Origin of the sequence: Nostoc sp. (genome assembly GCF_036917465.1) — a bacterium.
Classification (GTDB): domain Bacteria; phylum Cyanobacteriota; class Cyanobacteriia; order Cyanobacteriales; family Nostocaceae; genus Nostoc.
Genome location: NZ_JBALDL010000085.1, coordinates 20982 through 43313, shown reverse-complemented (window position 1 = coordinate 43313; position 22332 = coordinate 20982). Strand labels below are relative to the sequence as shown.

Genomic DNA, 22332 nt, shown 5'->3' with positions numbered 1-22332 from the left:
AGGTTTTATATAGCAGTAGACTCAGTGTTACTTTACAGGGATGAAGTAAAAAGTCGGAGGCGATCGCTATGGTATCAGTCAGCGATGCACAAGCAATTATTTTAAATTTAGTCCAACCGTTGGATTGTCAACGGGATACAGAACTTGTAGATTTATTGGCAGCCGATAGCCGGATTTTAGCAACGCCTGTCACTAGTCCATTGGATTTTCCCCATTGGGATAATTCGGCAATGGATGGTTACGCAGTTCGTTACGAAGATGTGCAGCACTCTAGCGCCGAACAACCCGCCGTTTTAGAAATTGTTGAAGATATTCCGGCTGGGTATCAGCCCAAATCTACGATTCAACCAGGGGAAGCCGCGCGGATTTTCACGGGTGCGGTGATTCCAGCAGGTGCGGATACTGTAGTTATGCAAGAGAGGACACGCCGCGAGGAAAACCGCGTGTATATTTTGGCTGCACCAAAACCACAAGAATTTGTCAGACATCAAGCATCTTTTTACCAAGCTGGAACACAACTATTACCAGCCGGAATTAAGTTAAATGCCTCAGAAATTGCTGTATTAGCGGTAGCACAGTGTCCAAAATTAAGTGTTTACCGCCGTCCGCGTGTGGCAATTTTTTCGACTGGTGATGAATTGGTGAGTATCGATCAACCGTTGCAACCAGGACAAATTGTGGATTCTAATCAGTATGCGCTGGCAGCTTTGGTAAAGGAAAGTGGCGCAGAACCATTACTGTTAGGGATTGTGAAGGACGATCCAGTTAGTTTGGAGAAAGTTATTGCTCATGCTGTTGCGATCGCTGATATAGTTCTCTCTTCTGGTGGTGTCTCAGTGGGAGATTATGACTATGTTGAAAAAATTTTACAGTCCCTAAGCGCAAAAATCCACATTCGCTCTGTGGAAATGAGGCCAGGGAAACCCCTCACTGTCGCCACTTTCCCCAGTACAGACGTGATTAATCGTGTCTCTACCCACTCAGCGCTATACTTTGGTTTACCAGGAAACCCTGCGGCTGTGTTGGTGACATTTTGGCGGTTTGTGCTACCAGCGATTAAGAAAATTTCGGGAATTACTGAAGGTTGGGAGCCAATATTTTTGAAAGTGCGATCGCATGATGAATTGCGATCGGATGGTAAGCGGGAAACTTACCTTTGGGGTAAATTACATTTAATTGATGGAGTTTACGAATTTCACAAAGCTGGTGGTAGTAATAGTTCCGGCAATTTAATTAATTTAGCTCAAACCGATGCCTTAGCTGTTCTCCCAGTGGGTAAAATATTAATTTCGTCACAAGAAGAGGTGCAAGTTTTACAGCTTAGTAATGGGTAATTGGGAGCAGGGAGCAGGGAGCAGGGGGAAGAATAAAAATTACCTCTTTCCCTTATGCAAAAGCAGCACCCGGCCCCTCTACCTCTTTTCAATTCCCAATTCCCAATTCCCAATCTCAAAATATCTGCTCAAAAGCCTCAATCAAGTTGTTAACTTCTTCGAGGGTGTTGTAATGCACCATACTCACCCGGACTATTCCACCTTGCGACGCTAACCCCAGGTATTCAATGAGCCGTTTAGCATAAAAGTCTCCGTAGCGAATCCCAATGTGATGTTGGTCAATTTTTGCCGGAATGGTTGAGCTATTGATTCCATCTACTACAAAAGATATAGTCGGTACACGGCATTGACGGTCAGCTTTTGATTGACCAATGACTCGCACATTAGGCTTGCTGTTGAGGTAATTTAGGAGGCGATCGCTAATTTTTTCTTCATGTATGCTCATTAAATCAAACGCCTGCACCATCTGATTTCTCAAATCAGGTGCAGTTTGATCGCCATAATGGAGTTGTGCTAACTCACTTAAATAATCACATAAACCTAACATTCCATAACTTAATTCAAAATTGACATTACCTAACTGAAATTTATAAGGTATGTCTGTCTGCTCAATAAAATAATGATTAAGTCCAGGTAATCTTAATAAATGTTCTTCTTTGCCATAAAGTAAGGCATGGTGTGGCCCGTAAACTTTGTAACAACTCAAAGTATAAAAATCAACATCCAAATCTTGGACATCAACTAATCTATGTGGTGCATAAGCTACACCATCTACACAAATCATCGCGTTGCGATCGTGTACAAATGCAGCAATTTCTTTGATCGGGTTGATGGTTCCCAGAAGATTAGAAGCATGAGTCAATGTTACTAATTTGGTGCGATGACTCATCAATACTTCTAAATCTGCTAAATCAAGTTCTAAGGTATCTGGACGAATTTGCCACACTTTAACCTTAATTCCTTGTTTTTCCAAAGCAACCCAAGCGCCAATATTGGCTTCATGGTCACAATTAGTAACAATAATCTCATCACCATGTGTAAAAGTTTTACCTAGACAAATTGACAGAACTTTTAACATCATTGTCGTAGATGGGCCCATAACTACTTCTTTAGAAGAATTAGCGTTAATCAAAGTAGACATTCCCCTCGTTGCTAAAGCCAATCGTTCTCCTGCAAGTTCAGAAACGGCATAAGAAGCTCCCAATTGGACATCAGAACTCAGGAGAAATTCGCTAATTCTATCTACTACCTTTTTCAAGGTTTGCGATCCGCCAGCATTATCAAAAAAAGTCCATTCACCAGCGAGGGCGGGAAAATATTGACGAACTTTATCAAGATTCAAAAGCATAGTATAAGTTTTGTAGAGAATGTTCTTTACCCTAACCTACCTTTTGGTAAGTCGCACAGAGAGCATCTTTGGTGTTTACAGCTTGTTGTGACAGGGTTTCTGCTTTACAACAATCTCTCTAGAGGTGTATATTTGGGAACCCGAAGAGTATCTTACTGACATATCTAATTTCCAACAAGAGTTAATGTCTTGATTCTTCACAATTCTCGCCAATTTATTTGATAAGTTTAAGGTAGAGTCAAATAAATTATTGTTTTGATTCTTTATTCCTTGATTGAAAAGAAAGGAACGACCTATGAACACTACGATTAAATACGACATCGAAGTTATCAAGAAAGAAGCACTTCAACTTGTTAAAAAGAGACTTGTTAACCGTCAGCAGGCAATTTATACCCTGTGTAAATATATTCCTCATCGTGAGTGGGTTAATTTTGAACTTGAGCTAGAAAAAAATGAATTTCTCCTCAGAGATAGAATTATCGACCTTCTCAATCACGAATCTTGGGAAGATGATTGAGGCTACATATCATATATAAGCAGTAACAGATGAGCAATATGTTAATAAAATCAAAGTTACAAATTCATTTTTCAGCATTTAAAACCCTCGACTTAAATCGGGGGTTTTCAACAAGAGATTATTAAAGTAATATCAAGTTCGGATCGTAACTTTCATTCAGTAGCTCGAAATCATCCGGTAATTTAACCCCTAATGAGTTGCTTCTTTTGCTTCCTTCAACTTTCTATCTGTGTCAGATAATACCTTTGTAGATGGGCTACAGCCTTGTACTTTATGACAATTAATTACTGAATAAGTAAGCCAGTGAGAATAACTAAAACTATATTAACTAATGTAATAAATATTGAAATTAGTTCGTAGAGACGCTACGCGAACACTACAAAGATTTAATTACTTACGCCGACTTACTTATGTCTCGGAATACAGCCGTTTAAATTATGCTGGCGGTAGATTTTTTATTTGTTCGCAGCTCATTGCTCTTATTCTACTTGTATTTTTCCGTACATATACTATTCGTGCAAGAGGTCTGACTGTCGTATAAATATATATAACCTAATGTAAATATATGAGCAAAAAGCATAATTAGTTCTAATCATCATAATTCCCATCGATAAACCGTATATTATGAGTAAAGCAATAAAATAATCAGCTTCAAAAGGCAGATTTTGAAGTAATCAAGCAATATCGTTTGATATTTAGCTAATTTTGCTGCAGTTATTTGAATAATCTTCTTAAAGCTTGCTAATTCGAGTATTTACCAAGCTGGAAGCTATTAAAAAGTGAAAAGGAGTGAATGTGATCAACGCTATACAGATTAACGAAAACTTGACAACTACAGGACAAGTCATACCAAAACAGCTTGAGCAAGCTATCCAAGAAGGTTTTAAATCCATCCTAAATCTGCGATCGCCTGATGAACTAGGATTTTCCAAGGATGAGCAAAAAGTAGCGGAAGCATTGGGGTTGCATTATACGAATGTTCCACTCAAGGTGGATTTAAAAAATTTCAATGAGGAGGCGATTACTAAAATCCTCACGACACTCGAAGAAATTCCTAAACCAGCAGTTGTGCATTGTGCAGCCGGGATGCGTTCGACTGGAATTGCACTCTTAAGTATCGCTATCCAGGAAGGATTAACAGCAGAGGAAACCTTAGCAAGAGCTAAGAATCTGGGGTTTGGATTCTTTGAACATGCTGGCATTAGTCCCCGACTGAAGCAATTATTTGTGGACTATGTTAACAAATATGCAAAAGTAGTTGTGCCTACTGGCTGAAACAGGTTTACTCAGTGTGAATTTGAAAAACCTCTCCCTGCCTTGAACTGTCGTTCAAGTCTGTCCCTCTCCGACTCGGAGAGGGATGGTTTTGCATAATAAAACCAGAGAGAGGTTTCTTTTAGTCAGGTATAATTTTGGTTCAAGGGTATGAGGGTGCGATCACTTTTTTTGGATTAATGAATATTTGCTATAAAAGTTTCTCGATAATCCCTTTCAAAGATGGTAAATCTTTCAAATCTGTCAGGGCTAAACCTTTTAAAGCTGTCTCTGCCTGCTTGCGGTAAGTTCGGAACTTTGATTTAAGAAGTTCTTCTTCCTCTAGTTTTGCTCCACTTGCAAGTAGAGAGTTGACAGTAGCTAAAATTGCAAGGGTAATGCTTACAGCAATAACTGCTGCTGCAATATCAATGACTCCAGTTGGTGGTAGGAAGGATTTAACCCACAAAAACAATGTTGTTGTAGCTGCTTCACTTGCAAACGCCGGAAGTAAAGCAAAAGCTGCTTTTGATGAAAGAATTTCGCCAGTATACAGATAAGATAAAGAGACGATCGCAGCAGCTTGTGTAGCTGTTATGTAAGCTGCACTGCCAGGAATAAATGCTTGAACAGCAACTGCAACTAATGCTGTTGCTATGATACCTACTGCATAAGATTTTTTCTCACCCATGTGACGAGCGAGTAGTAGATCCTTTCCCTTTAAGCCTAAGAAATTTTCTATATCCTCCCGAAGCCAATATACACCACGAATATCTAGTGGAGTGCCAGGGAGAGTATCAGCATCATAGCCAAATGCACACACTGGATAAATTTTTTCTATCTTAAGCACCTCTTTCCACTGAGTAATAACCTTTTCTAAAGCCAAAGGAGAATGCTTATCCCACTCATCAATTTTATTCAAAACAACAAATACAGATTCACAGTGTGCTAGAAGATCGTCTAAATATCTTTTCTGGGACGCATCTGCGGCTCCGGTTACAACTAAAATACCTACATCAATATGTTTAAGAAATTCTCGTGTAATATCACTATTCTCAGAACGGACATCATCAAGTCCTGGTGAATCGATTAGCCTAACTCTATCATCAAGTCGCAATATTTTTAATTTTGTGGTTACACCAGCTTCAGCACCCACTTCTGCTATGGCTTTTTTGCGACTTTTTTTGAGTAAAGCATTAATTAATGAGCTTTTACCAGAACTAACCTTTCCAATGACAGCTATATTCAGAGTTTTAGAAAAATCTTGGACTTTTTCCTCAAATTGAGTATCTACATTTTCCCAAAACTCTTTCTCATCTGAACTATTCGGCGCTGGATTAACCATTGAATATTTTTCCAATAACTATATAATTACAGCCAATTATGTAATTTATATTGCTTTAGAAATCACGGTGGATATACTTAAATAACAAAACTTACAACTTTGTGGCGTAATTTCCATTTACTAGCCCTAAATATTCAGGGAGACATACAACTAACATAGTATTGCAAAGGTTTCACATCATTAAATTACTCTGATGGCAACGGGGAATATCCATGAGTAAACCAAACTTTCATTCTATCAGCAAGGCAGAATTACGCGCCTATGTCATTGCACATCAAGATGATCAAGAGGCTTTTTACGCACTTGCCGATCGTTTGACGGCAAAACCTCCCTCTGCGACTTATCCCGCCTCTATGACTCCAGAGGAAATTCACAAGGCATATTAGACATTATTCAACAGAAATAGAGTAGGCGCAGCCCCTCGTAGACATCGCCAGACTGTGAAAAAACAGCATAAATTTTTAACACCCTTGCTCCCAGATATAACGAAGGTGATACACTACATCCATGCTAGGGGTGCCTACATAAACCAGGCTGAGATCACACCCTTAACACCTGAGTCTGGGTAATACCAGCGGAGGGAAGCTGTTTATAGAGGAATCACAATATGCGGACAGAATGGGTTGCTAAACGGCGTGGGCAGGTTAATGTATCACAAATGCACTACGCCCGCCAAGGTGTCATCACCGAAGAAATGCACTACGTCGCCCAACGAGAAAATCTCCCTACCGATCTCATTCGTGACGAAGTGGCGCGGGGGCGAATGATTATCCCCGCTAATATTAATCACACTAATCTAGAGCCGATGGCTATTGGCATCGCCTCTAAATGTAAGGTAAATGCTAATATCGGCGCTTCCCCCAACTCTTCTAATCTTCAAGAAGAAATTGATAAGCTGAATCTAGCGGTGAAGTACGGTGCTGATACCCTGATGGATTTATCCACAGGTGGCGGTAATTTGGATGAAATTCGTACCGCAATCATCAAGGCTTCACCTATTCCCATTGGTACGGTACCTGTTTACCAAGCTTTAGAAAGTGTCCACGGCACAATTGAGAATCTGACTGCTGATGATTTTCTCCATATCATCGAAAAACACGCCCAGCAAGGGGTAGATTATCAAACTATCCACGCTGGAATTTTGATTGAGCATTTGCCTTTGGTGAGAAATCGGCTCACCGGTATTGTCTCTCGCGGCGGCGGTATTTTGGCGCGGTGGATGCTGCATCACCACAAACAAAACCCGCTTTATACACACTTCCAAGATATTATTGAGATTTTCAAAAAGTACGATGTCTCCTTCAGTTTAGGAGATTCCCTCCGTCCTGGTTGTACCCATGATGCCTCAGATGAAGCACAATTAGCTGAATTGAAAACACTGGGACAGCTAACTCGCAAAGCCTGGGAAGATGATGTCCAGGTGATGGTGGAAGGGCCGGGACACGTGCCAATGGATCAAATTGAGTTCAATGTCCGTAAGCAGATGGAAGAGTGTTCTGAAGCACCTTTCTATGTTTTGGGGCCATTGGTGACAGACATTGCTCCTGGTTATGACCATATTACTTCAGCCATTGGAGCAGCGATGGCTGGATGGTACGGTACTGCAATGCTGTGCTATGTAACACCCAAAGAACATTTGGGTCTACCAAATGCCGAAGATGTCAGAAATGGATTGATTGCCTATAAAATAGCGGCTCATGCGGCTGATATTGCTAGACATCGCCCTGGTGCAAGGGATAGAGATGATGAACTTTCTAAGGCGCGTTACAACTTCGATTGGAACCGTCAGTTTGAATTATCACTCGATCCAGAAAGAGCTAAGGAATATCACGATGAAACTTTACCAGCAGATATTTATAAAACTGCTGAGTTTTGTTCGATGTGTGGCCCTAAGTTCTGCCCAATGCAAACTAAGGTTGATGCTGATGCGCTGACAGAATTAGAGAAGTTCTTGGCGAAAGAGCCTGTGAGTCAAAGCTAACAGATTGTCTTCTGCCGTTACAATAGTTTTTCATGCAAAACTATACGCGCTCTGGGGCAATTCATGAATTGCCCCTACCTAAAAACCAGGGTTTCGGCTATTGTTTGCGAACTGCCGAGTAAAAAGACTCAACTGCCAAGTAAAAAGGCTCAACTGCCGAGTAAAAAGGCTCAACTGTCGAGTAAAAAGGCTCAACTGCCAAGTAAAAAGGCTCAACTGCCAAGTAAAAAGGCTCAACTGCCAAGTAAAAAGGCTCAACTGTCGAGTAAAAAGGCTCAACTGCCGAGTAAAAAGGCTCAACTGCCGAGTTCAGAGGTGGTAATGAATACAAAACTCACCTTGATAGCGCTAGGGGTTGGATGGGTATTTTTCAAGGTAGGTTGAATTATGCGATCGCAAATACATGAAACAAAAAATGCTCTGCCGATTGTGATTCTCAAAAGTTGTTTTGCAGGATTATTTACAGGACTCCATCTCAGAGATTTACAGAGTTCCGTCCGATATAATTAGTAATTAGCTGTATATTCAATCCAAATATTGTGAGTGTGAGATTTCTTTTTCCCAGTGATTACTTCAATCCGAAGAAAGCCGATTCAGCATACTTGGAGCAAGTTGCTTGTATGCAAAATGCTGGGTTTGCAACTTCTGTTATTTCTTTGGAGTCGCTAGGATCTGGTTCATCAAAGATTATTCCAGTCCCAACTCTTGATTCAAAAGTGGTTTATCGGGGTTGGATGCTCTCGCCTTCCGATTATGAGTTCTTGGTTAGTGTTGTAGAGAATACAGGGGCAAGTGTTTTAACTTCTAAGGCTGAGTATCTAGCTACGCACTATCTGACAAACTGGTATCCCCTGATTACTGATTTAACTCCAGAGACTAAATTTTATTCTGTCGATGATGATTTAGAGAATGAGTTGAATCGACTTGGCTGGAATGGATTTTTTATCAAAGATTATGTTAAGTCTCTCAAAACCTCAGTTGGTTCGATAATTGATAAACCTTCAGAAATCAAAACAGTGGTTGCCCAAATGCAGAAATTTCGGGGCAGTATTGAGGGAGGTATTTGTGTCCGGCGGATTGAAGATTTTGTGCCTGAAACCGAAAAGCGTTACTTTGTCGTATATGGTAAACCTTTTGCCGCTTTACCAGAGGAAGAAATTCCAGAGATTGTTTCTGAGTGTGCCAAGCGGATTAGAAGTCAGTTTTTCTCTGTGGATGTAATAGAGCGTAAAGATGGTAGTAAGCGGATTGTAGAAATTGGTGATGGACAGGTATCAGATATTGTTGGATGGACGGCTGAACATTTTACTCAACTGTGGGTACTGTGATGATTAAACCTTTGCGCTCCTATCCTGCGGAAGGCGAAGCGCATCTGCGTTTAAATTTAAACTCTCAATTCGCCACGAAATTTACGCAAAAAAAAGGTTGGGTTTTGCGATCGCTCACCCAGTCTACAATTATCCTTAAGCCAATACGCTTGGTTCATAATCCAATTTCAATGGTCAAGCTGCGAATCTTTCCTGTATCTGCGTTAGCTTTATCTGCAACTTCAAGTGTCCAGGTTCCTTGGGGACTTTTACCTTTAAAGGCAGCAAGTTTTGGGGTGTTTACCTCGTCATAAGTTGTTTTGATATTATCTGTAGCTCCGCCTTGGCGATCGTGCAGAATGATGGGAAGTACGCCTATTTGCACTGGCGGAAGGAGGGTAACGACAAGATCGCCAATGTAAGTATGCTCAATGTCTACATTAACTTTGATGGACTTCATCAGACTGGTATTAGCGATCGCCAACGACAATGTTGATGTTTGTAAGTCGTTAATGGGGATATCTTGCACTGCCTTGAATATAGTAATGGGCGATGTTTGCGCCGGCTTGGCCAATTCTACAGCTTTGAGAGCATTCATTCGACCATAACCGTAGAAAGGGCTGCGACCATTGGCATCATATTTACCTCCAGCTTGATCGATGCGATCGCAAGAGCGTTTTATAATATCTCGTACTTCGTCCCAACGCAGATTGGGATTTCTGGCAATAATCAAGGCTGCTACCCCAGCCGCACCTGGACACGAGCTAGACGTTCCCCCGAATTCGTTCGTGTAATTACCTCCAGCATCACCCAGACTCACATTAACCGAATTATAACCAACGACACCAGAACGATCGGTTGTCCAAATTCCTGGGGTTTGAGAACTATCACCATTGTTACTAGGGAAGGCACACCACACCGCCTGACCAAAGTCGCTGTAAGCGCTTCTCGTGCCAAAGTCGTTACAAGCTGCCACTGCAATTACCTTTTGGTAGCTGGCGTAGCCGTCGTTATCCACGCTTTCGTTACCATTGCCAGCCGCGAATAAAATTACACAGCCCTTGCCGTTGCGTCCTTTATTGATTGCAAAGTCCATAGCAAGCCGTGTGGAATCAGGCAGAGGTACTTTTTGCTTGTGTACAGGATCGTCTGGCTCAAACCAAGTACCATCTGCTGGGCCCCAACTACAAGAAATGACATCAGCGCCATTTTGAGCCGCCCAAATAAAAGCATCTGCTTCATCCTGTGACCCCAATGACGAAGCTAAACGAATCGGCATTAGTTTTGCACCCGGTGCTACACCAGATGCACCAAATTTCCCGTTTCCGCAAGCTACTCCGGCACAAGATGTCCCGTGATTATTGTCGTTTCCGGGTCTGGGATTGTCACTTTTACGTGTGACATCACGCGGGGCAACAATCTTTCCAGAGGAACGGAATTCTTCATGTTCGAGATCCACACCGTCGTCAATAATTGCAATGATTGCCCCTGTGCCATCGCTTAATTTCCAAGCCGCCTCAACGTTGGCATGAGCGTTAATTACTTTACCATTGATTGTTGTTTGCTTTAAGTGCCATTGCTGCGGGAAAACCTGACGTTGGCGTGATTCACGGACTAATTCAGGATGGCACAGTTCAACTGATTCTTCATTCAGAAGTCTCTCGGCGATGTCAAATATGGCTATACCAGTATTTGCAGGTGCATTGACAAAATAAGCATTACGTGCATACTCAAGTTGACGTTTAATTGTTAAACCGTAACGTTTTAATAACTCTTCGCAAACCCTTGATTCTTCTTCGTTATCGAATTTAACGAAGAGGTTTTCGGTATAAATTATCGGTTGACTGGACACTGGATCGATGAGGACACGTCCGGCAAATTGGACTTCAGATTCTTGATTGAGAATTTCACGGGCGCGATCGCGCAGAGCGACACCTTGATTCGGAGTTTTCGCACGCAAAATTTCTACACCCGCTTGCCGAAACCGCGTTGTTAACTCGAATTGATTGAGGATGCTACGAGCCGTGGGTGACACAGGCGCGACTTCAAACGGTCTTGCACCGACAATACTACTGCGGCTTTCGGTACGCACTACGACGTGTTCGTCACTGATAGCAAGTTCATACTGTGTACCGTTTTGTCCACCATAGCGAACCTGAACCATATTTTAATCTCCTAAATGTTTTGAAAATGGGGAATTGGGAATTGCGACTTACTTTTAAAGCTGGCTACATGGTACATGCAGATTGCACTTAGGTTTACTTTATAGATGCTTTTTATTTCATGTGTTATATGTGTATTACGATCTTAAAAAGATACAGCTTAAATAGGATTTAATCTCTCTAAAGTTCATACAAACCTTCGATTCGTCTTTCCAGAAAAGAGAGGATTCAAAGTTAGGTTGCTTTAAGAATCTTCACTATCATTAGGGGCATATAGCTTGCATTCCGAGCAAAATTTGTATTCCATACCACTGAAAAACGCTATAACATCATTAGAACTTAAGAAAGATGTTTTATTTTCCGGCTGAGTATTTTCTCCAGGTGTACTCTTTACCCCTGATTTCTGAAGTGAGATTTCAAAACGACTATTTTTCTGAGTATCCTGAACAAATTCGTGTTGGTAGCGATTTCACTGCTGTATCCTATACTCGTAAGTCTGGGTACTATGCAATACATTATAATCAGCCCAAGACGGTGGCACCAGGAGCAATTTTACAACTTAACGATGGTGTGACGGGCTACGCCTACGCAGTTTTTTCAGGCGAACCCAATCAATCAGAGCAGAATAAACTGAGTCCGATTTACACAGTGCAACCCAATGGTTCTTTAGCAGTACCAACTGGACTGGTTTTTATCCGCTTTGCTGAAGGCGTTGATGTGGAATCTCAGCGCGAGGTAATTAATCGAGCGGGTTACGAAGTAGTACAAATCCTTGACTATGCACCTCATGGCGCTTGGTTGCGTGTCCGATCTGGTAATATTGCTGATGCGATCGCTAAGATTCCTCAGCTAGAAGCAATACCTAAAGTTGAGAATATCGAACCTCAGATGCTTATGGAAAGAGGTTTGAGACTAGAACGTTGATAATTCGTAATTATATAAAAAAGATGTTTAAGAACAGCAATAACTCTGAAGATAGTATTCTTTACAGACATGGCGACGTTTTGATTGGGCATATTGCTAGCTTACCTGTCGGTGCTAAGAAGGGTGTAGGTGCTACTCTGGCTCATGGTGAAGTTACAGGACATAGCCATCGCATTCAGCAATCTGATGCTGTTCAGTTGTGGGTACATGGTAGTGAGCTTTTTCTTGAGGTTAAAGAACCAAGTGCTACTTTAATTCATGAAGAACATCGAGCGATTGAATTACCCCAAGGGCTTTACCGCGTCTGGAAACAACGCGAATATCGACCTGATGCTTATGTGGAGGTGATAGATTAATGCTCAAAATTATGTCGAATGGACGTGTGCCGAATAAACAAGTTTTGCAGCGCCCAAACCAAAGTCACGAGCCTGTATCAGCTGAAAATGCTCGAAAGCTTATCCTTGAGCATCGTGCTTGGGATGGGATGCGCGTTTTAGGGCATCTCGATTTAAGCGGTGTATTGGATCTTTACAATCTCCCTGAAAATCTCACCTGTGAAAGTCTTGATATCAGCGACTGTGTAAACCTCACAACTCTTCCCAAAGGACTCCGCGTTACGTCTTGGATTGAGTTGGCCGGAAGTGGAATTACTAGTATATCTGCGGGACATGGTTTTGTTTGGCGCTGGCGAGGTGTGCAGGTGACAGATAAGATTGCCTTTGAATCCCAGTCTTTAACTGGACAAGATATTCTTAATGTGGAGAATGTTGAATTGCGGCGCGTGCTGATTGAACGTCTGGGATACGAGACATTTTTACAGCAAGTGGGAGGATTGATCCGCGATCGCGATCGTGACGCTGGTGGAGAACGTCAACTAGTCTACATCCCTTTTGAAGATGATGAGCCGTTTATGGTTTTGAAAGTCACCTGTCCATCCACAGGACATATTCATATCTTGCGCGTTCCCCCTGACATACAGACTTGCCATCAAGCAGCCGCTTGGATTGCAGGCTTTAATAACCCAGATGATTATAACCCTGCGATCGAGGCTTAATAGAGATGTGGGACTTCCGCGATACCGTAGATCCCGTTAATGTTCATTTAACATTAAGAGGCGAGAAATATCAACTAAACCTCCATGTAGACTGACAACATTTGAAACCTCAGAATACATACTTCCGACTTTACCTGATTGATGGGTAAATAAATTATGACAACCCACAATTATTAGTAATTCTTGAGCGCGAGAAAATGCAACATTTACCCGTTCTGGTTTTTTAGCAAATCCCACATCTCCTTTACTATTATTGCGAACCATGCTAACAATAACAACAGGTCGTTCCATACCTTGAAATCTGTCTACTGTACCTGTACGAATCTCTAATGAAGGGAAAAGTTCAGATTGCAAACGTTCATCAATTTTTCTTAATTGAGCGCCATAAAATGTAATTACAGCAATTTCCTTTTTTGGTTCACCATTAGCAACTTTCTCAGCCCAAGTAGTCTCAAACTGCTGACACAGACTTTCAATTGCATCAATTTCAAGAGTATTAAAGTAAGAAGTTCCGTTTCTTTGCTCTAAAAACTGATTTTCAATAGGCGTTTTTACCCAAATAAGATGCTGAGATTCTTGGATAATTTCGCTTCCTAAATGATGTGCGCGTTTGGTATCCGGTTCCAAAATTCCAGATTCTAGTTTACCATCATAAAACTGATTGATTGCTCCCATAATAAATGGATGCATTCGATATTGTGTAGTTAGCATTTGTTTAATGCTTTCATCAGCCGATTCAAACTGACTTTTAAATAGCGATTCTTCTAAAAATTGTAATTCGTCTCGTGTATTGCCCATTGTCTGAGCAACTTCTTCAACAGTGCTAGTATCAAGCATGGGTGGTAATTGCCGATGATCGCCTACCATGACTAATTTTTTGCCTTTCAAAGCTGGAATTAGTAACTCTGGTGGAGTACACTTACTAACTTCATCAATTATGACGACATCAAAAGATTTAAATTCTTCAGAAAATCCTCTATTTGCAGCTTGAACACAGGTTATACCAACGACGTTAGCATTATCTAAATAAATGCGTCTTAAATCGTCGCTATCGCCTTCTGTTGGTTGTCTTAATTTTCCAATCCAATCTTGTACAAAATTCTGATATTTGTTGAGATAAATTTCGTCTTTTTCGAGTTCCTTCTGCCAAAATTCAAACTGAATATTTATTCCACGCAATAACTCTATATTAGACAAGTCAGCAGCAAAATTTTCTGGCTTAAACTTATCCGGCATTATTTGCCATTCTGTCAACCACCAATTCCTTTCTTTTATTAAATTATCTGATGGCTGAGGTTGTAATTTCTCTTCTATTTCGCGTAAGCTAATTTGTGATTTTTGAAGCTGCTGTAGAGCAGTTTTAGTTTCCTCTTGTAACTTTGATAGATGCTCGTGTAGAGAATTTCTAATTATCTCTAGCACAGCAATAGGCTGTAATGATGAAATTAACGTTTCAAGCTGACTAATAGAAGTTACCCAATAATTAACTTGATTTGAAAATTCTTGTGGCTGCTCCCAAATCTTTGATTGTGTTGCAAGATATTGCTCAGTTATAATACGTAATTGAGCAGGTATATTTTGTTGATTAAGTTCTTGTAAGTTATTAATAACTTTTCCAAGTTGCAAATTAGCCTCTTGCTGTGCTTTTTCTACCTCAGCTTGAGTAATAGATATTTGCTGTTGGCTAACTTCATTTTTTTGAAGTTCATTTAATTGTCGTTGTAGATACTGTAGCTGTTGTTCAGTTTCGGTTTTGACTTTTAAAACGCATTGACGCGCATTTGCAAGGATTGTATCTAGCAATTCTTGGGTAATGCGGGTGAGAGTAGAGTCGATGTTATTCCATTCCCATGATGCGCCATAGGTTTTTTGCATTCTAATTAAGAAAACCTGGGTATTCTCAACCAGTAATTTTCGCTGTTTGGGGTTGAGTAGCTGATAATTGCTAAACTGTTGATAGGTTTCTTGCCATTGGGTGCGGTCACTCTTTGATAGTACCATTGGAATCTGACTAAAATTTTCTTGCAAGAAATAGCTAAAATTATGCTGTTTACCCCGTCTATCGGTAAAACCTCCGTCTATTTCATAAGCGATCGCTTTTGTCAATAGCTCCCATTCCGGTAGATTAATTTTGTAAGTTTTTGGTACTATTTGTAATTTTAATGTATTAGCAAACATCAACAAACCTAGCGGTAAGTCAACTAAGTTTTCTGTTAGTGGTAAACCTGATTGCTGACAATCTTTTAAAGTTTGATACAGATGAGAAGGGGCTGTAGATTTCCATTCTTTTACGGCTAAGATAATATAATCAATTTCCCGTTGGCGGTTTTCCCATATCTGGATTGTTTGCTGTATGTTTTGCAGTTTGGCAAGATATTTCTGATAATCTGGTTGTACTTGATTTAATAATGCAAATTTCTGTTTGACATCCTCCACTGATGCTGCAATTTCTAAGATGGCATTACTCGCTTCTTGAGCATGAGTCAAAGCAGTTTTAAATCCAGAAATTTCTGTTGTTACAGTTTCACGCAACCAAACCGCTAAACCAAAAGCACCAAGTGCTGGACGCACTAACCCAAGTTCGTCAGTATATTTTATAGTTTGACGAACATTTGCTAAAAATTCTTCTACTAAACTATTCCCTTCTGTGTATGGCTTCAGAAGTGGTAAGAAATCTGTAACTTCTGGAGTTTCCCAGTTAATATTTTGTACAGTATTTAGTATATTTTCTAACCCTGTAACTAGAGATTCAACATTGTTCTGTTTTTCTAGAATTTCGTTATAAGATTGTTCTTGGTTTTTAAAATTAGTTTCTATCTTTAACTTATTTTTATTGAATTTTACTTGTTGCTGATTGAATTCTTCTTCGGCTTGAAAGTAGGGTGCAAATCTTTGTGATGATAATAGTAATCGACTAAAGATTTGAACATTTTCGAGCCGTTGTCTAATATTATTTTCGCAGTCAGTTGCTGTATTTTCTAGCCATCTGCCAATCACTTGGTCTTCTAAAAAGGGCTGTCCTTCTTCGCCAACTTTTTCGGCTCTACCTTTTCGTACAGCGCGAATTACTGGGTTATGAACTAATCGACTCAGAGCATTATCTACTGCTAAATTGGCTTGAGATGCGATTAAGGTACGTCCACCGCGAAGGGCAATTTGATAGCAAATCTCGGCAATTACGGTAGTTTTACCAGTACCTGGTGGCCCTTGGATGAGAACAAGATCCTTCGCGGCAAGTACCTTTTCTACTGCTGCTTTTTGGCCAGGATTAGCAGAAGATAATAATAAATCTTGTGGTTGAAGTTCAACAGTTGTTTTTATTTGTCTAGCCTGAGAAGCATCGAATAAAAAGTTACCCAAATAAGGGTTTTGAGTGTAACCATTATTCAAATCATCTAAAGCTTTTTTCTTACGTTGAATCTGCTGAATATCACCAACTGCCTCAAAACATAAAAAACCTGTATCTGGCAACTTATAACGCTCTGTTGCCATGAATTCAGCTAAATCGCGTTCTAGTCTGAGGCTGATAATACCACGGTTGATATCAACTTCTTCAACAGTTCCTAATTGACGACCGCTAATCCAATTTTTGCCAACAGGAGCGGTTTCAAAAAGTTTTAAATCTTCGTTTTTTGTCCGTCTTGCTCGTTCCCAAAAATTGTCTACATCGAGGGAATTTTGATAAAAGCCGTCAAGGGTGGCTGAGGTTACATCAATTTCAAAACTAATTCGCCTTTTGAAGTTATAATTATGGCTTACGTAACGCACACAAAATTGACGAGCTTTAGCAATTTTTTCCTCAATTTGCAAAAATGCTTTCCAAGCTTTAAGCTGATCTTCTGTAGGCACATTTTCGCCACAAACTGGCGCGGCGGCGATACGTTTTAATGTCGCCTGGGGAATATCGAGATGATGCTGATGATTAGCGAGTAGACGCAAGCGACAAGGTATAGCATAGCTGTCGGCGTGTCCTCGTGAGGGTTGTAACAACTGAGCCGAAAGTATTTTTAAGCTGTCGCGGCCATCTTTTTGGACAGCTGCTCTAAATCCTAATGTTTTTCTGAGCTTGTCAAGTCTTGCGGGTAATGGAAAATCATCGGAGTCTGTGGCTATTGTCAAATCCCAGATTTCCTCTCTCGCCTCTTTTCCCGCGCCTTTGCGACGCACGTAAAATAGAGAAGGCTTTTTACCGACACATTCATACATTAACTCATTGGCGCGATCGCGGCGCTCTCTAAAATCGGGATATGATTTCAGGGCGCTTTCACCTTCAAGATGGCGGATGAAACTATCAATTGCTGAAGCTATAAATGTATAGCCCCAATCTTCAGAGTTTGTTTTAGTTTTCGAGGATTTTGCTGTTAGTTTACTTACTGCTACACGAATTCGTTCTACATCGGATTCTGGAATTGCACTGGTATGGCTTTTGACTGCGATTTTAAGTTTTTCACAAATTACTAATAGCTTTTTGCTATCTAAATTTAATTCTTTTGCTAGTTCGTAGACTCTGAGTTTGCCGTTGTTCATCCAGTTAACAATTAAGAGTTTAGATTTAAACGCAGAGGGGCGCAAAGGTAAGCGCAGAGGAGCGCAAAGTATTATTTTAGTACAATTTGCTATGAGTTAAATTTGGTAAGACTCTGCGTTTAAATACGTTACGAGTTTAAGTAGTATTTATGAAATTACTATAGTTTATAGTGTTGGTAAACTTCACTCGCAGCGCGATGCAGCAAGGAATGTCGCCAAACTAAAGATTTCAAATCATCAGCATAACCGCCGCCAATGACGCAAGCGACGGGATAACCGCTACTCATACAAGTACTTAAAACCTGCATTTCGCGGCGGAAAATGCCAGCATCGGTTAAGGCTAATTTGCCCAAGCGATCGCCTATGTGAGGGTCAACACCTGCATCATAAAATACTAAGTCTGGCTTGACTTTAGACAATAAATCGGCTAGATAATTTGCCAAGGTTTGTAAATAAGCGTCATCTTCCATTCCTATCGGCAAAGGGACATCCAAATCGCTGTTTTGTTTTGTACCGGGAAAATTGACTTCGCAGTGCATGGAGAAAGTAAAAACGCTGTCGTCGTCTTGAAAGATAAAAGCTGTACCGTCTCCTTGATGGACATCCAAATCGACAATTAGGATTTTTTGGACGAGTCCGAATTTTTGTAAGACGCGACAAGCGATCGCTAAATCGTTGAAAATACAAAAACCAGAACCATAACTAGGAAAGGCATGATGAGTTCCACCAGCTGTATTACAAGCTAAACCATGACTTAGCGCTAGTTTTGCAGTGAGTATCGTACCACCTACCGCTACACAAGTACGATTCGCTAATGCTGGACTCCAAGGCAAACCAATGCGTCGCTGTGCTTTGGCATCTAGGGTTCCCTCACAGTAAGCTTGAACGTAGCTTGGAGTGTGGACTAACTCTATCAATTCTAGCGGGGGACGTTCGGGGGCGTGAAATTGTTCTTGATTAGCTACACCATCAGCTAACAGTAATTCATAGAGTTGTCGGAACTTAGACATCGGGAAACGATGTCCTTCAGGCAATGGGGCAACGTAATCTGGGTGGTAAATAATTGGCAAGTTCATGTTTTAATTGTGAAGCCAAATACACCTAGAGATCAATACGCATACCTCTGCGTTTAAAAACGCTACGATTCTTACGCAAAGCTGTACTAAGGAAGATGTTTTGTCGGGAGGGGAGGGAGACGGCGTTTATACCGTCCTTGCAAATTCTTGGTGAGCAGCACACAGGCGAATATAGCGGTTGAAAGTAGCACTACACTAGCTCCAGAGGCAATATCGAGGTAGTAGCTGAGGTAGATGCCTACAAAGGAAATCGCAGATCCTAAAATCCCGGAGACGATCATTATATAACCAAAGCGATCGCTCACTAATCGCGCAACTGATGCCGGAATCACCACTGCTGAAATAATCAGAGTCACCCCCAAGACGTTCAGTGTCGCCACCAGTAAAGTCGCCAACATCAAAGCAAATAAAGTATCCATTGCAAAAATGGGTACGCCATGAACCTGAGCAACTTCCCGATCAAAACACCAAAATAACAACGGGCGATAGAACAAGAAAACCAGACTGAGTAAGACAATCGTCACACCCGTCACCACCCACAAATCATTAGGGGAAACCCCCAACACATTACCAAACAAAGCGGCTTCAAAGTTTTGGCTAAACTTGCGATAGCTACTAATTACAGCTACTCCTAAAGCAAAGCTAGCAGTTGTCACAATTCCAATAGCTGCATCCGAGTAGATTTTACGTCCTGTCAAATATTGAATCAGCAGAGCAGCTGCAAAACCCCAAATCCCAGAGCCAATGTAGAAATTCAAGCCCAGTACATAACTCAGCACGGCTCCCCCTAAAATTGCATGAGATAAACCGTGGGCAATGTAACTCATTCTGCGAGTTGTAATATAAACTCCCATAATGCCGCATAATAGCCCCGCCATCATGCCTACTAAAATGGCACGGCTAAAAAATTCGTAGCGAAAGGGAGCTAGTAAAAAATCCATATACAGTATTTATATTAAGCAGACTTAGACGAGTTGGAGCGGCGCAATACTTCCGGCAAGTTATCTTGCATTTGATGACGTAGGGAAGTACCACCGCTAGCGATCAAAATTCGGTCTTCTTCGTGGAAAACTACCATTTCTCCACCAAAAGTCTGTTCAAGATTTGCGGGAGTGAAGACATCGATCGGTTGACCTTGACAAACTAAACCGCGATTGAAACATACTACCCAAGGTAGATGTGTTGCTACCGAGTTGAGGTCATGGGTAGAGAGGATAATTGTTAAGCCTTGCTGATTCAAATCAGCCAATAGGTGCAATAGTTCGTGTTGAACGTGTAAGTCGGAACTACTGGTAGGTTCATCTAGAAGAACTATTTCTGGTTCTCCTACTAAAGCACGAGCAATGAAAACCCTTTGCTGTTGCCCACCAGAGAGATTACCGATGGGTTGATGGGCAACATGGGCAACTCCAACCCGCTCTAGGAGTTCGCCGGCAATTTGGCGATCGCGCCACGAAGACCAAGGTAACATCTTCTGCTTTTGGTAACGTCCCATCATCACTACTTCCAAAGCCGTAACTGGAAAAGTCCAATCCACCGTTTCCACCTGCGGCACATAACCCACCGCCTTTGGTGCTACTCCTGGTTTTAAGCGCTTTCCTCGAAACCAAATTTCTCCACCCCAAGGCTGAACTAGCCCTAAAATCGCTCTGATTAAAGTGCTTTTACCACTGCCAGAAGGCCCCACCAACCCAGTCAATTGACCAGGGTAAAGCGTCAAATTAACCTCGCTAAACACTGGCTGGGTTTCATAACCACAGGTTAAATTTTTAACTTCAAGTATTGGTTGCATATACAGCAGATTTCAAGTTGGGTGTTGTATATAGGCTAAGTCTATTGCGCCAGATATCAAGGGTGTTTTAAGCTAAAAAACATCTAATTTGCATAATCCAATTAAATATAACTCTTGTGGAATAGGCATCCTGCCATTGGTGTCAAGTTAAGCTTTAAGCTTTATCCCACAGCCGTTTTACCCCCCTTAATCCCCCCTTATAAAGGGGGGAAACAGGAAATCCGGTTCCCTCCCCTTTATATCGGGGAGGGTTAGGGTGGGGTAACGCGGATCATGATGGGAAGCGAACTCAATACCCAGTTTTTACAAGGGTTTCACATTAAGTTGACACCAATGGCATCCTGCCCGCCCAGCTTATGCAAGTTTATTTGTGGAACAGCTTATTTCTGAATTCTGCTGTATTTATTTTGTTGATCCTACTTGATTGCTGTTGGCCCAACAACATTTCCAGTCTGCAAGTTCTTCACTAAATTAGGATTTCCTCCCAAGTTAGAGGCGATAATCCGCATATTGTTAGCCATCATACCAATATAAGTATGCTCAGGATTAGTATTGTCCATCGCATTAGCTGAACCTTTGCCTGGTAACTCATCATCAGCAGTGTTGGCTGTTTTTACCTTCGCTTCGCGGGCAATTTGTTCTTCTACCTTGCTGGGGTAAACCTCAGAACCAAAAATTGCTGGAACGCCGACTTTGCGAATTTGGTCAATTAGCTTGGCAACATCTTGAGCGGATGGTTCTTTGAAATCTGAAGGTTGAATCGCACCAATTACTTGAAAACCATATTGTCTAGCCCAATACGCCCAAGAATCATGGTAGGTCAAAAGTTTACGGTTTTGGGCGGGAATACTGGCGACGATTTCGCGTGTTGCTTTGTCTAGAGCATCCAGACGTTGTAAATAATTTTTGAGATTGGTAGCGTAGTAGTCTTTGCCAGCAGGATCTAAGGTGGTTAACTGTTGGGCAGCTAGTTTGGCGTAATTCTCAGCATACTTGGGGTTTACCCACAGATGAGGATTGGGATCGCCCTTTTCTTTGGGAAAACTGAAGTCAAAAAGCCATTGGTCTTGAGTAATAGTGTTACTACCTAATTCAAAGATTTTAGTTTCTTTGGGCTTTGAGGCATTAGCTAGTTTTTCTGTCGGGGATTCTAAATGTAATCCGTTGGCAATAATCAAATTAGCTTTGGATAGTATATCGGCATCGCTAGGACGAGGCTCAAAGGTATGAGAGTCAGTTCCTTCTGGAATAATACCCTTAACTTCTAAGCGATCGCCTGCAATGTTACTCACAATATTAGTTAAAGGTGCGACTGTTGTCACAACTAAAGGCTTATTTTGTGCCTTTTGTTCTCCTGCTTGAACCGGAGTGCTGGTTACTTCAGGGTTGGAAGACACCGTTTTATTTGGAGACGGACTGCAAGCTACTACCATGAAGCTAAGTACAAATAGCAATCCTGCGAGGGTCTTCATTATACTCAAGCCTTCTATATTCAAGGGTCAAGCTTGAATTAAACCTTTTCTCGATATCAAAATGCAATGCCCCATCAGGGCATTTTCGGTCAATTGGTAGATTTTTTACCTATAATCCTCCTTTATTAAAAGGATTTGTAATATCACGTCCGCTTAATGAACTGAATTTTCCCCTTCCCATTACGGGAAGGGGGTTCGGTTTTTCGTGGGCTTTTTCACATAAGGGACTTCCAACAAAT

General features: G+C 41.2%; 18 protein-coding genes and 1 riboswitch. Of the genes, 10 read left to right on the top strand and 8 right to left on the bottom strand.

The features are described from left to right. Positions 1 to 68 precede the first annotated feature (68 nt). Positions 69 to 1334 (top strand): molybdopterin molybdotransferase MoeA, encoded by a 1266-nt coding sequence (locus tag V7K38_RS19925; protein WP_334860129.1) that lies wholly within the window; start codon positions 69 to 71, stop codon positions 1332 to 1334. A 115-nt stretch (positions 1335 to 1449) separates the two neighbouring features. Here V7K38_RS19925 and V7K38_RS19920 read toward each other — a convergent pair whose 3' ends face one another. Continuing rightward, entirely contained in the window at positions 1450 to 2682 is a 1233-nt protein-coding gene (locus tag V7K38_RS19920) for a cysteine desulfurase-like protein (RefSeq protein ID WP_334860128.1), read from the bottom strand. 295 nt (positions 2683 to 2977) lie between these two features. Here V7K38_RS19920 and V7K38_RS19915 point away from each other — a divergent pair, with 295 nt between their 5' ends. Further along, the gene (locus V7K38_RS19915; protein WP_334860126.1) at positions 2978 to 3199 is read left to right on the top strand and encodes a DUF4327 family protein; all 222 of its coding nucleotides are present in this window, start codon (positions 2978 to 2980) and stop codon (positions 3197 to 3199) included. Between the two features lie 795 nt (positions 3200 to 3994). Then, a complete protein-coding gene (locus V7K38_RS19910; RefSeq protein ID WP_334860125.1) occupies positions 3995 to 4474 on the top strand; it encodes a beta-lactamase hydrolase domain-containing protein in 480 nt (159 codons plus the stop codon). A 190-nt stretch (positions 4475 to 4664) separates the two neighbouring features. On the opposite strand, the gene V7K38_RS19905 is transcribed toward V7K38_RS19910, so the two are convergent. Then, positions 4665 to 5798, bottom strand: coding sequence for a GTPase (locus V7K38_RS19905; protein ID WP_334860124.1), 1134 nt, complete (start codon positions 5796 to 5798; stop codon positions 4665 to 4667). A 212-nt stretch (positions 5799 to 6010) separates the two neighbouring features. Here V7K38_RS19905 and V7K38_RS19900 point away from each other — a divergent pair, with 212 nt between their 5' ends. The 4 genes from V7K38_RS19900 to V7K38_RS19885 all read left to right on the top strand — a co-directional run bounded on the left by V7K38_RS19900 (position 6011) and on the right by V7K38_RS19885 (position 9107). Further along, positions 6011 to 6184, top strand: a complete 174-nt coding sequence (locus tag V7K38_RS19900; protein WP_334860123.1) for a DUF6887 family protein — start codon at positions 6011 to 6013, stop codon at positions 6182 to 6184. Between the two features lie 116 nt (positions 6185 to 6300). Then, a riboswitch (TPP riboswitch) is annotated at positions 6301 to 6398 on the top strand. 7 nt (positions 6399 to 6405) lie between these two features. Then, a complete protein-coding gene (gene thiC / locus V7K38_RS19895) occupies positions 6406 to 7779 on the top strand; it encodes a phosphomethylpyrimidine synthase (RefSeq protein ID WP_334860122.1) in 1374 nt (457 codons plus the stop codon). A 63-nt stretch (positions 7780 to 7842) separates the two neighbouring features. Further along, positions 7843 to 8163, top strand: coding sequence for a hypothetical protein (locus V7K38_RS19890; RefSeq protein ID WP_334860121.1), 321 nt, complete (start codon positions 7843 to 7845; stop codon positions 8161 to 8163). 161 nt (positions 8164 to 8324) lie between these two features. Further along, positions 8325 to 9107: an ATP-grasp domain-containing protein gene (locus V7K38_RS19885; protein WP_334860120.1), complete on the top strand. Its 783-nt coding sequence runs from the start codon at positions 8325 to 8327 to the stop codon at positions 9105 to 9107. A gap of 154 nt (positions 9108 to 9261) precedes the next feature. On the opposite strand, the gene V7K38_RS19880 is transcribed toward V7K38_RS19885, so the two are convergent. After that, a complete protein-coding gene (locus tag V7K38_RS19880) occupies positions 9262 to 11250 on the bottom strand; it encodes a S8 family serine peptidase (RefSeq protein ID WP_334860119.1) in 1989 nt (662 codons plus the stop codon). Between the two features lie 346 nt (positions 11251 to 11596). Between V7K38_RS19880 and V7K38_RS19875 the strand changes: the two genes are divergently transcribed. Genes V7K38_RS19875 through V7K38_RS19865 form a run of 3 tightly spaced genes read left to right on the top strand, consistent with a single transcriptional unit; the run spans position 11597 to position 13226 of the window. Further along, positions 11597 to 12172 (top strand): hypothetical protein, encoded by a 576-nt coding sequence (locus V7K38_RS19875; protein ID WP_334860118.1) that lies wholly within the window; start codon positions 11597 to 11599, stop codon positions 12170 to 12172. A gap of 23 nt (positions 12173 to 12195) precedes the next feature. Further along, positions 12196 to 12528 (top strand): hypothetical protein, encoded by a 333-nt coding sequence (locus V7K38_RS19870; RefSeq protein WP_334860117.1) that lies wholly within the window; start codon positions 12196 to 12198, stop codon positions 12526 to 12528. 11 nt (positions 12529 to 12539) lie between these two features. After that, positions 12540 to 13226 carry a DUF6745 domain-containing protein gene (locus tag V7K38_RS19865; protein WP_334860116.1) on the top strand — a complete coding sequence of 229 codons (687 nt, stop codon included), beginning with the start codon at positions 12540 to 12542 and terminating at the stop codon, positions 13224 to 13226. A 36-nt stretch (positions 13227 to 13262) separates the two neighbouring features. Here V7K38_RS19865 and V7K38_RS19860 read toward each other — a convergent pair whose 3' ends face one another. The 5 genes from V7K38_RS19860 to V7K38_RS19840 form a co-directional block, all read right to left on the bottom strand. Next, positions 13263 to 17753 (bottom strand): translation initiation factor IF-2 N-terminal domain-containing protein, encoded by a 4491-nt coding sequence (locus V7K38_RS19860; RefSeq protein WP_334860115.1) that lies wholly within the window; start codon positions 17751 to 17753, stop codon positions 13263 to 13265. Positions 17754 to 17911: 158 nt separating this feature from the next. Further along, the gene (locus V7K38_RS19855; protein ID WP_334860114.1) at positions 17912 to 18829 is read right to left on the bottom strand and encodes a histone deacetylase family protein; all 918 of its coding nucleotides are present in this window, start codon (positions 18827 to 18829) and stop codon (positions 17912 to 17914) included. An 86-nt stretch (positions 18830 to 18915) separates the two neighbouring features. Further along, the gene (locus tag V7K38_RS19850; protein WP_334860113.1) at positions 18916 to 19770 is read right to left on the bottom strand and encodes a metal ABC transporter permease; all 855 of its coding nucleotides are present in this window, start codon (positions 19768 to 19770) and stop codon (positions 18916 to 18918) included. 14 nt (positions 19771 to 19784) lie between these two features. Beyond that, a complete protein-coding gene (locus V7K38_RS19845; RefSeq protein WP_334860112.1) occupies positions 19785 to 20621 on the bottom strand; it encodes a metal ABC transporter ATP-binding protein in 837 nt (278 codons plus the stop codon). Positions 20622 to 21037: 416 nt separating this feature from the next. Beyond that, positions 21038 to 22093: a metal ABC transporter substrate-binding protein gene (locus V7K38_RS19840; protein ID WP_334860110.1), complete on the bottom strand. Its 1056-nt coding sequence runs from the start codon at positions 22091 to 22093 to the stop codon at positions 21038 to 21040. Positions 22094 to 22332: the final 239 nt, after the last annotated feature.

Coding starts and splice junctions, on each gene's coding strand:
- V7K38_RS19905 (WP_334860124.1), bottom strand. CDS start 5,798: ATGGTTAATCCAGCGCCGAATAGTTCAGATGAGAAAGAGTTTTGGGAA.
- V7K38_RS19870 (WP_334860117.1), top strand. CDS start 12,196: ATGTTTAAGAACAGCAATAACTCTGAAGATAGTATTCTTTACAGACAT.
- V7K38_RS19845 (WP_334860112.1), bottom strand. CDS start 20,621: ATGCAACCAATACTTGAAGTTAAAAATTTAACCTGTGGTTATGAAACC.
- V7K38_RS19880 (WP_334860119.1), bottom strand. CDS start 11,250: ATGGTTCAGGTTCGCTATGGTGGACAAAACGGTACACAGTATGAACTT.
- V7K38_RS19875 (WP_334860118.1), top strand. CDS start 11,597: ATGTTTTATTTTCCGGCTGAGTATTTTCTCCAGGTGTACTCTTTACCC.
- V7K38_RS19850 (WP_334860113.1), bottom strand. CDS start 19,770: ATGGATTTTTTACTAGCTCCCTTTCGCTACGAATTTTTTAGCCGTGCC.
- V7K38_RS19925 (WP_334860129.1), top strand. CDS start 69: ATGGTATCAGTCAGCGATGCACAAGCAATTATTTTAAATTTAGTCCAA.
- V7K38_RS19900 (WP_334860123.1), top strand. CDS start 6,011: ATGAGTAAACCAAACTTTCATTCTATCAGCAAGGCAGAATTACGCGCC.
- V7K38_RS19840 (WP_334860110.1), bottom strand. CDS start 22,093: ATGAAGACCCTCGCAGGATTGCTATTTGTACTTAGCTTCATGGTAGTA.
- thiC (WP_334860122.1), top strand. CDS start 6,406: ATGCGGACAGAATGGGTTGCTAAACGGCGTGGGCAGGTTAATGTATCA.
- V7K38_RS19855 (WP_334860114.1), bottom strand. CDS start 18,829: ATGAACTTGCCAATTATTTACCACCCAGATTACGTTGCCCCATTGCCT.
- V7K38_RS19860 (WP_334860115.1), bottom strand. CDS start 17,753: ATGAACAACGGCAAACTCAGAGTCTACGAACTAGCAAAAGAATTAAAT.
- V7K38_RS19890 (WP_334860121.1), top strand. CDS start 7,843: ATGAATTGCCCCTACCTAAAAACCAGGGTTTCGGCTATTGTTTGCGAA.
- V7K38_RS19915 (WP_334860126.1), top strand. CDS start 2,978: ATGAACACTACGATTAAATACGACATCGAAGTTATCAAGAAAGAAGCA.
- V7K38_RS19865 (WP_334860116.1), top strand. CDS start 12,540: ATGTCGAATGGACGTGTGCCGAATAAACAAGTTTTGCAGCGCCCAAAC.
- V7K38_RS19920 (WP_334860128.1), bottom strand. CDS start 2,682: ATGCTTTTGAATCTTGATAAAGTTCGTCAATATTTTCCCGCCCTCGCT.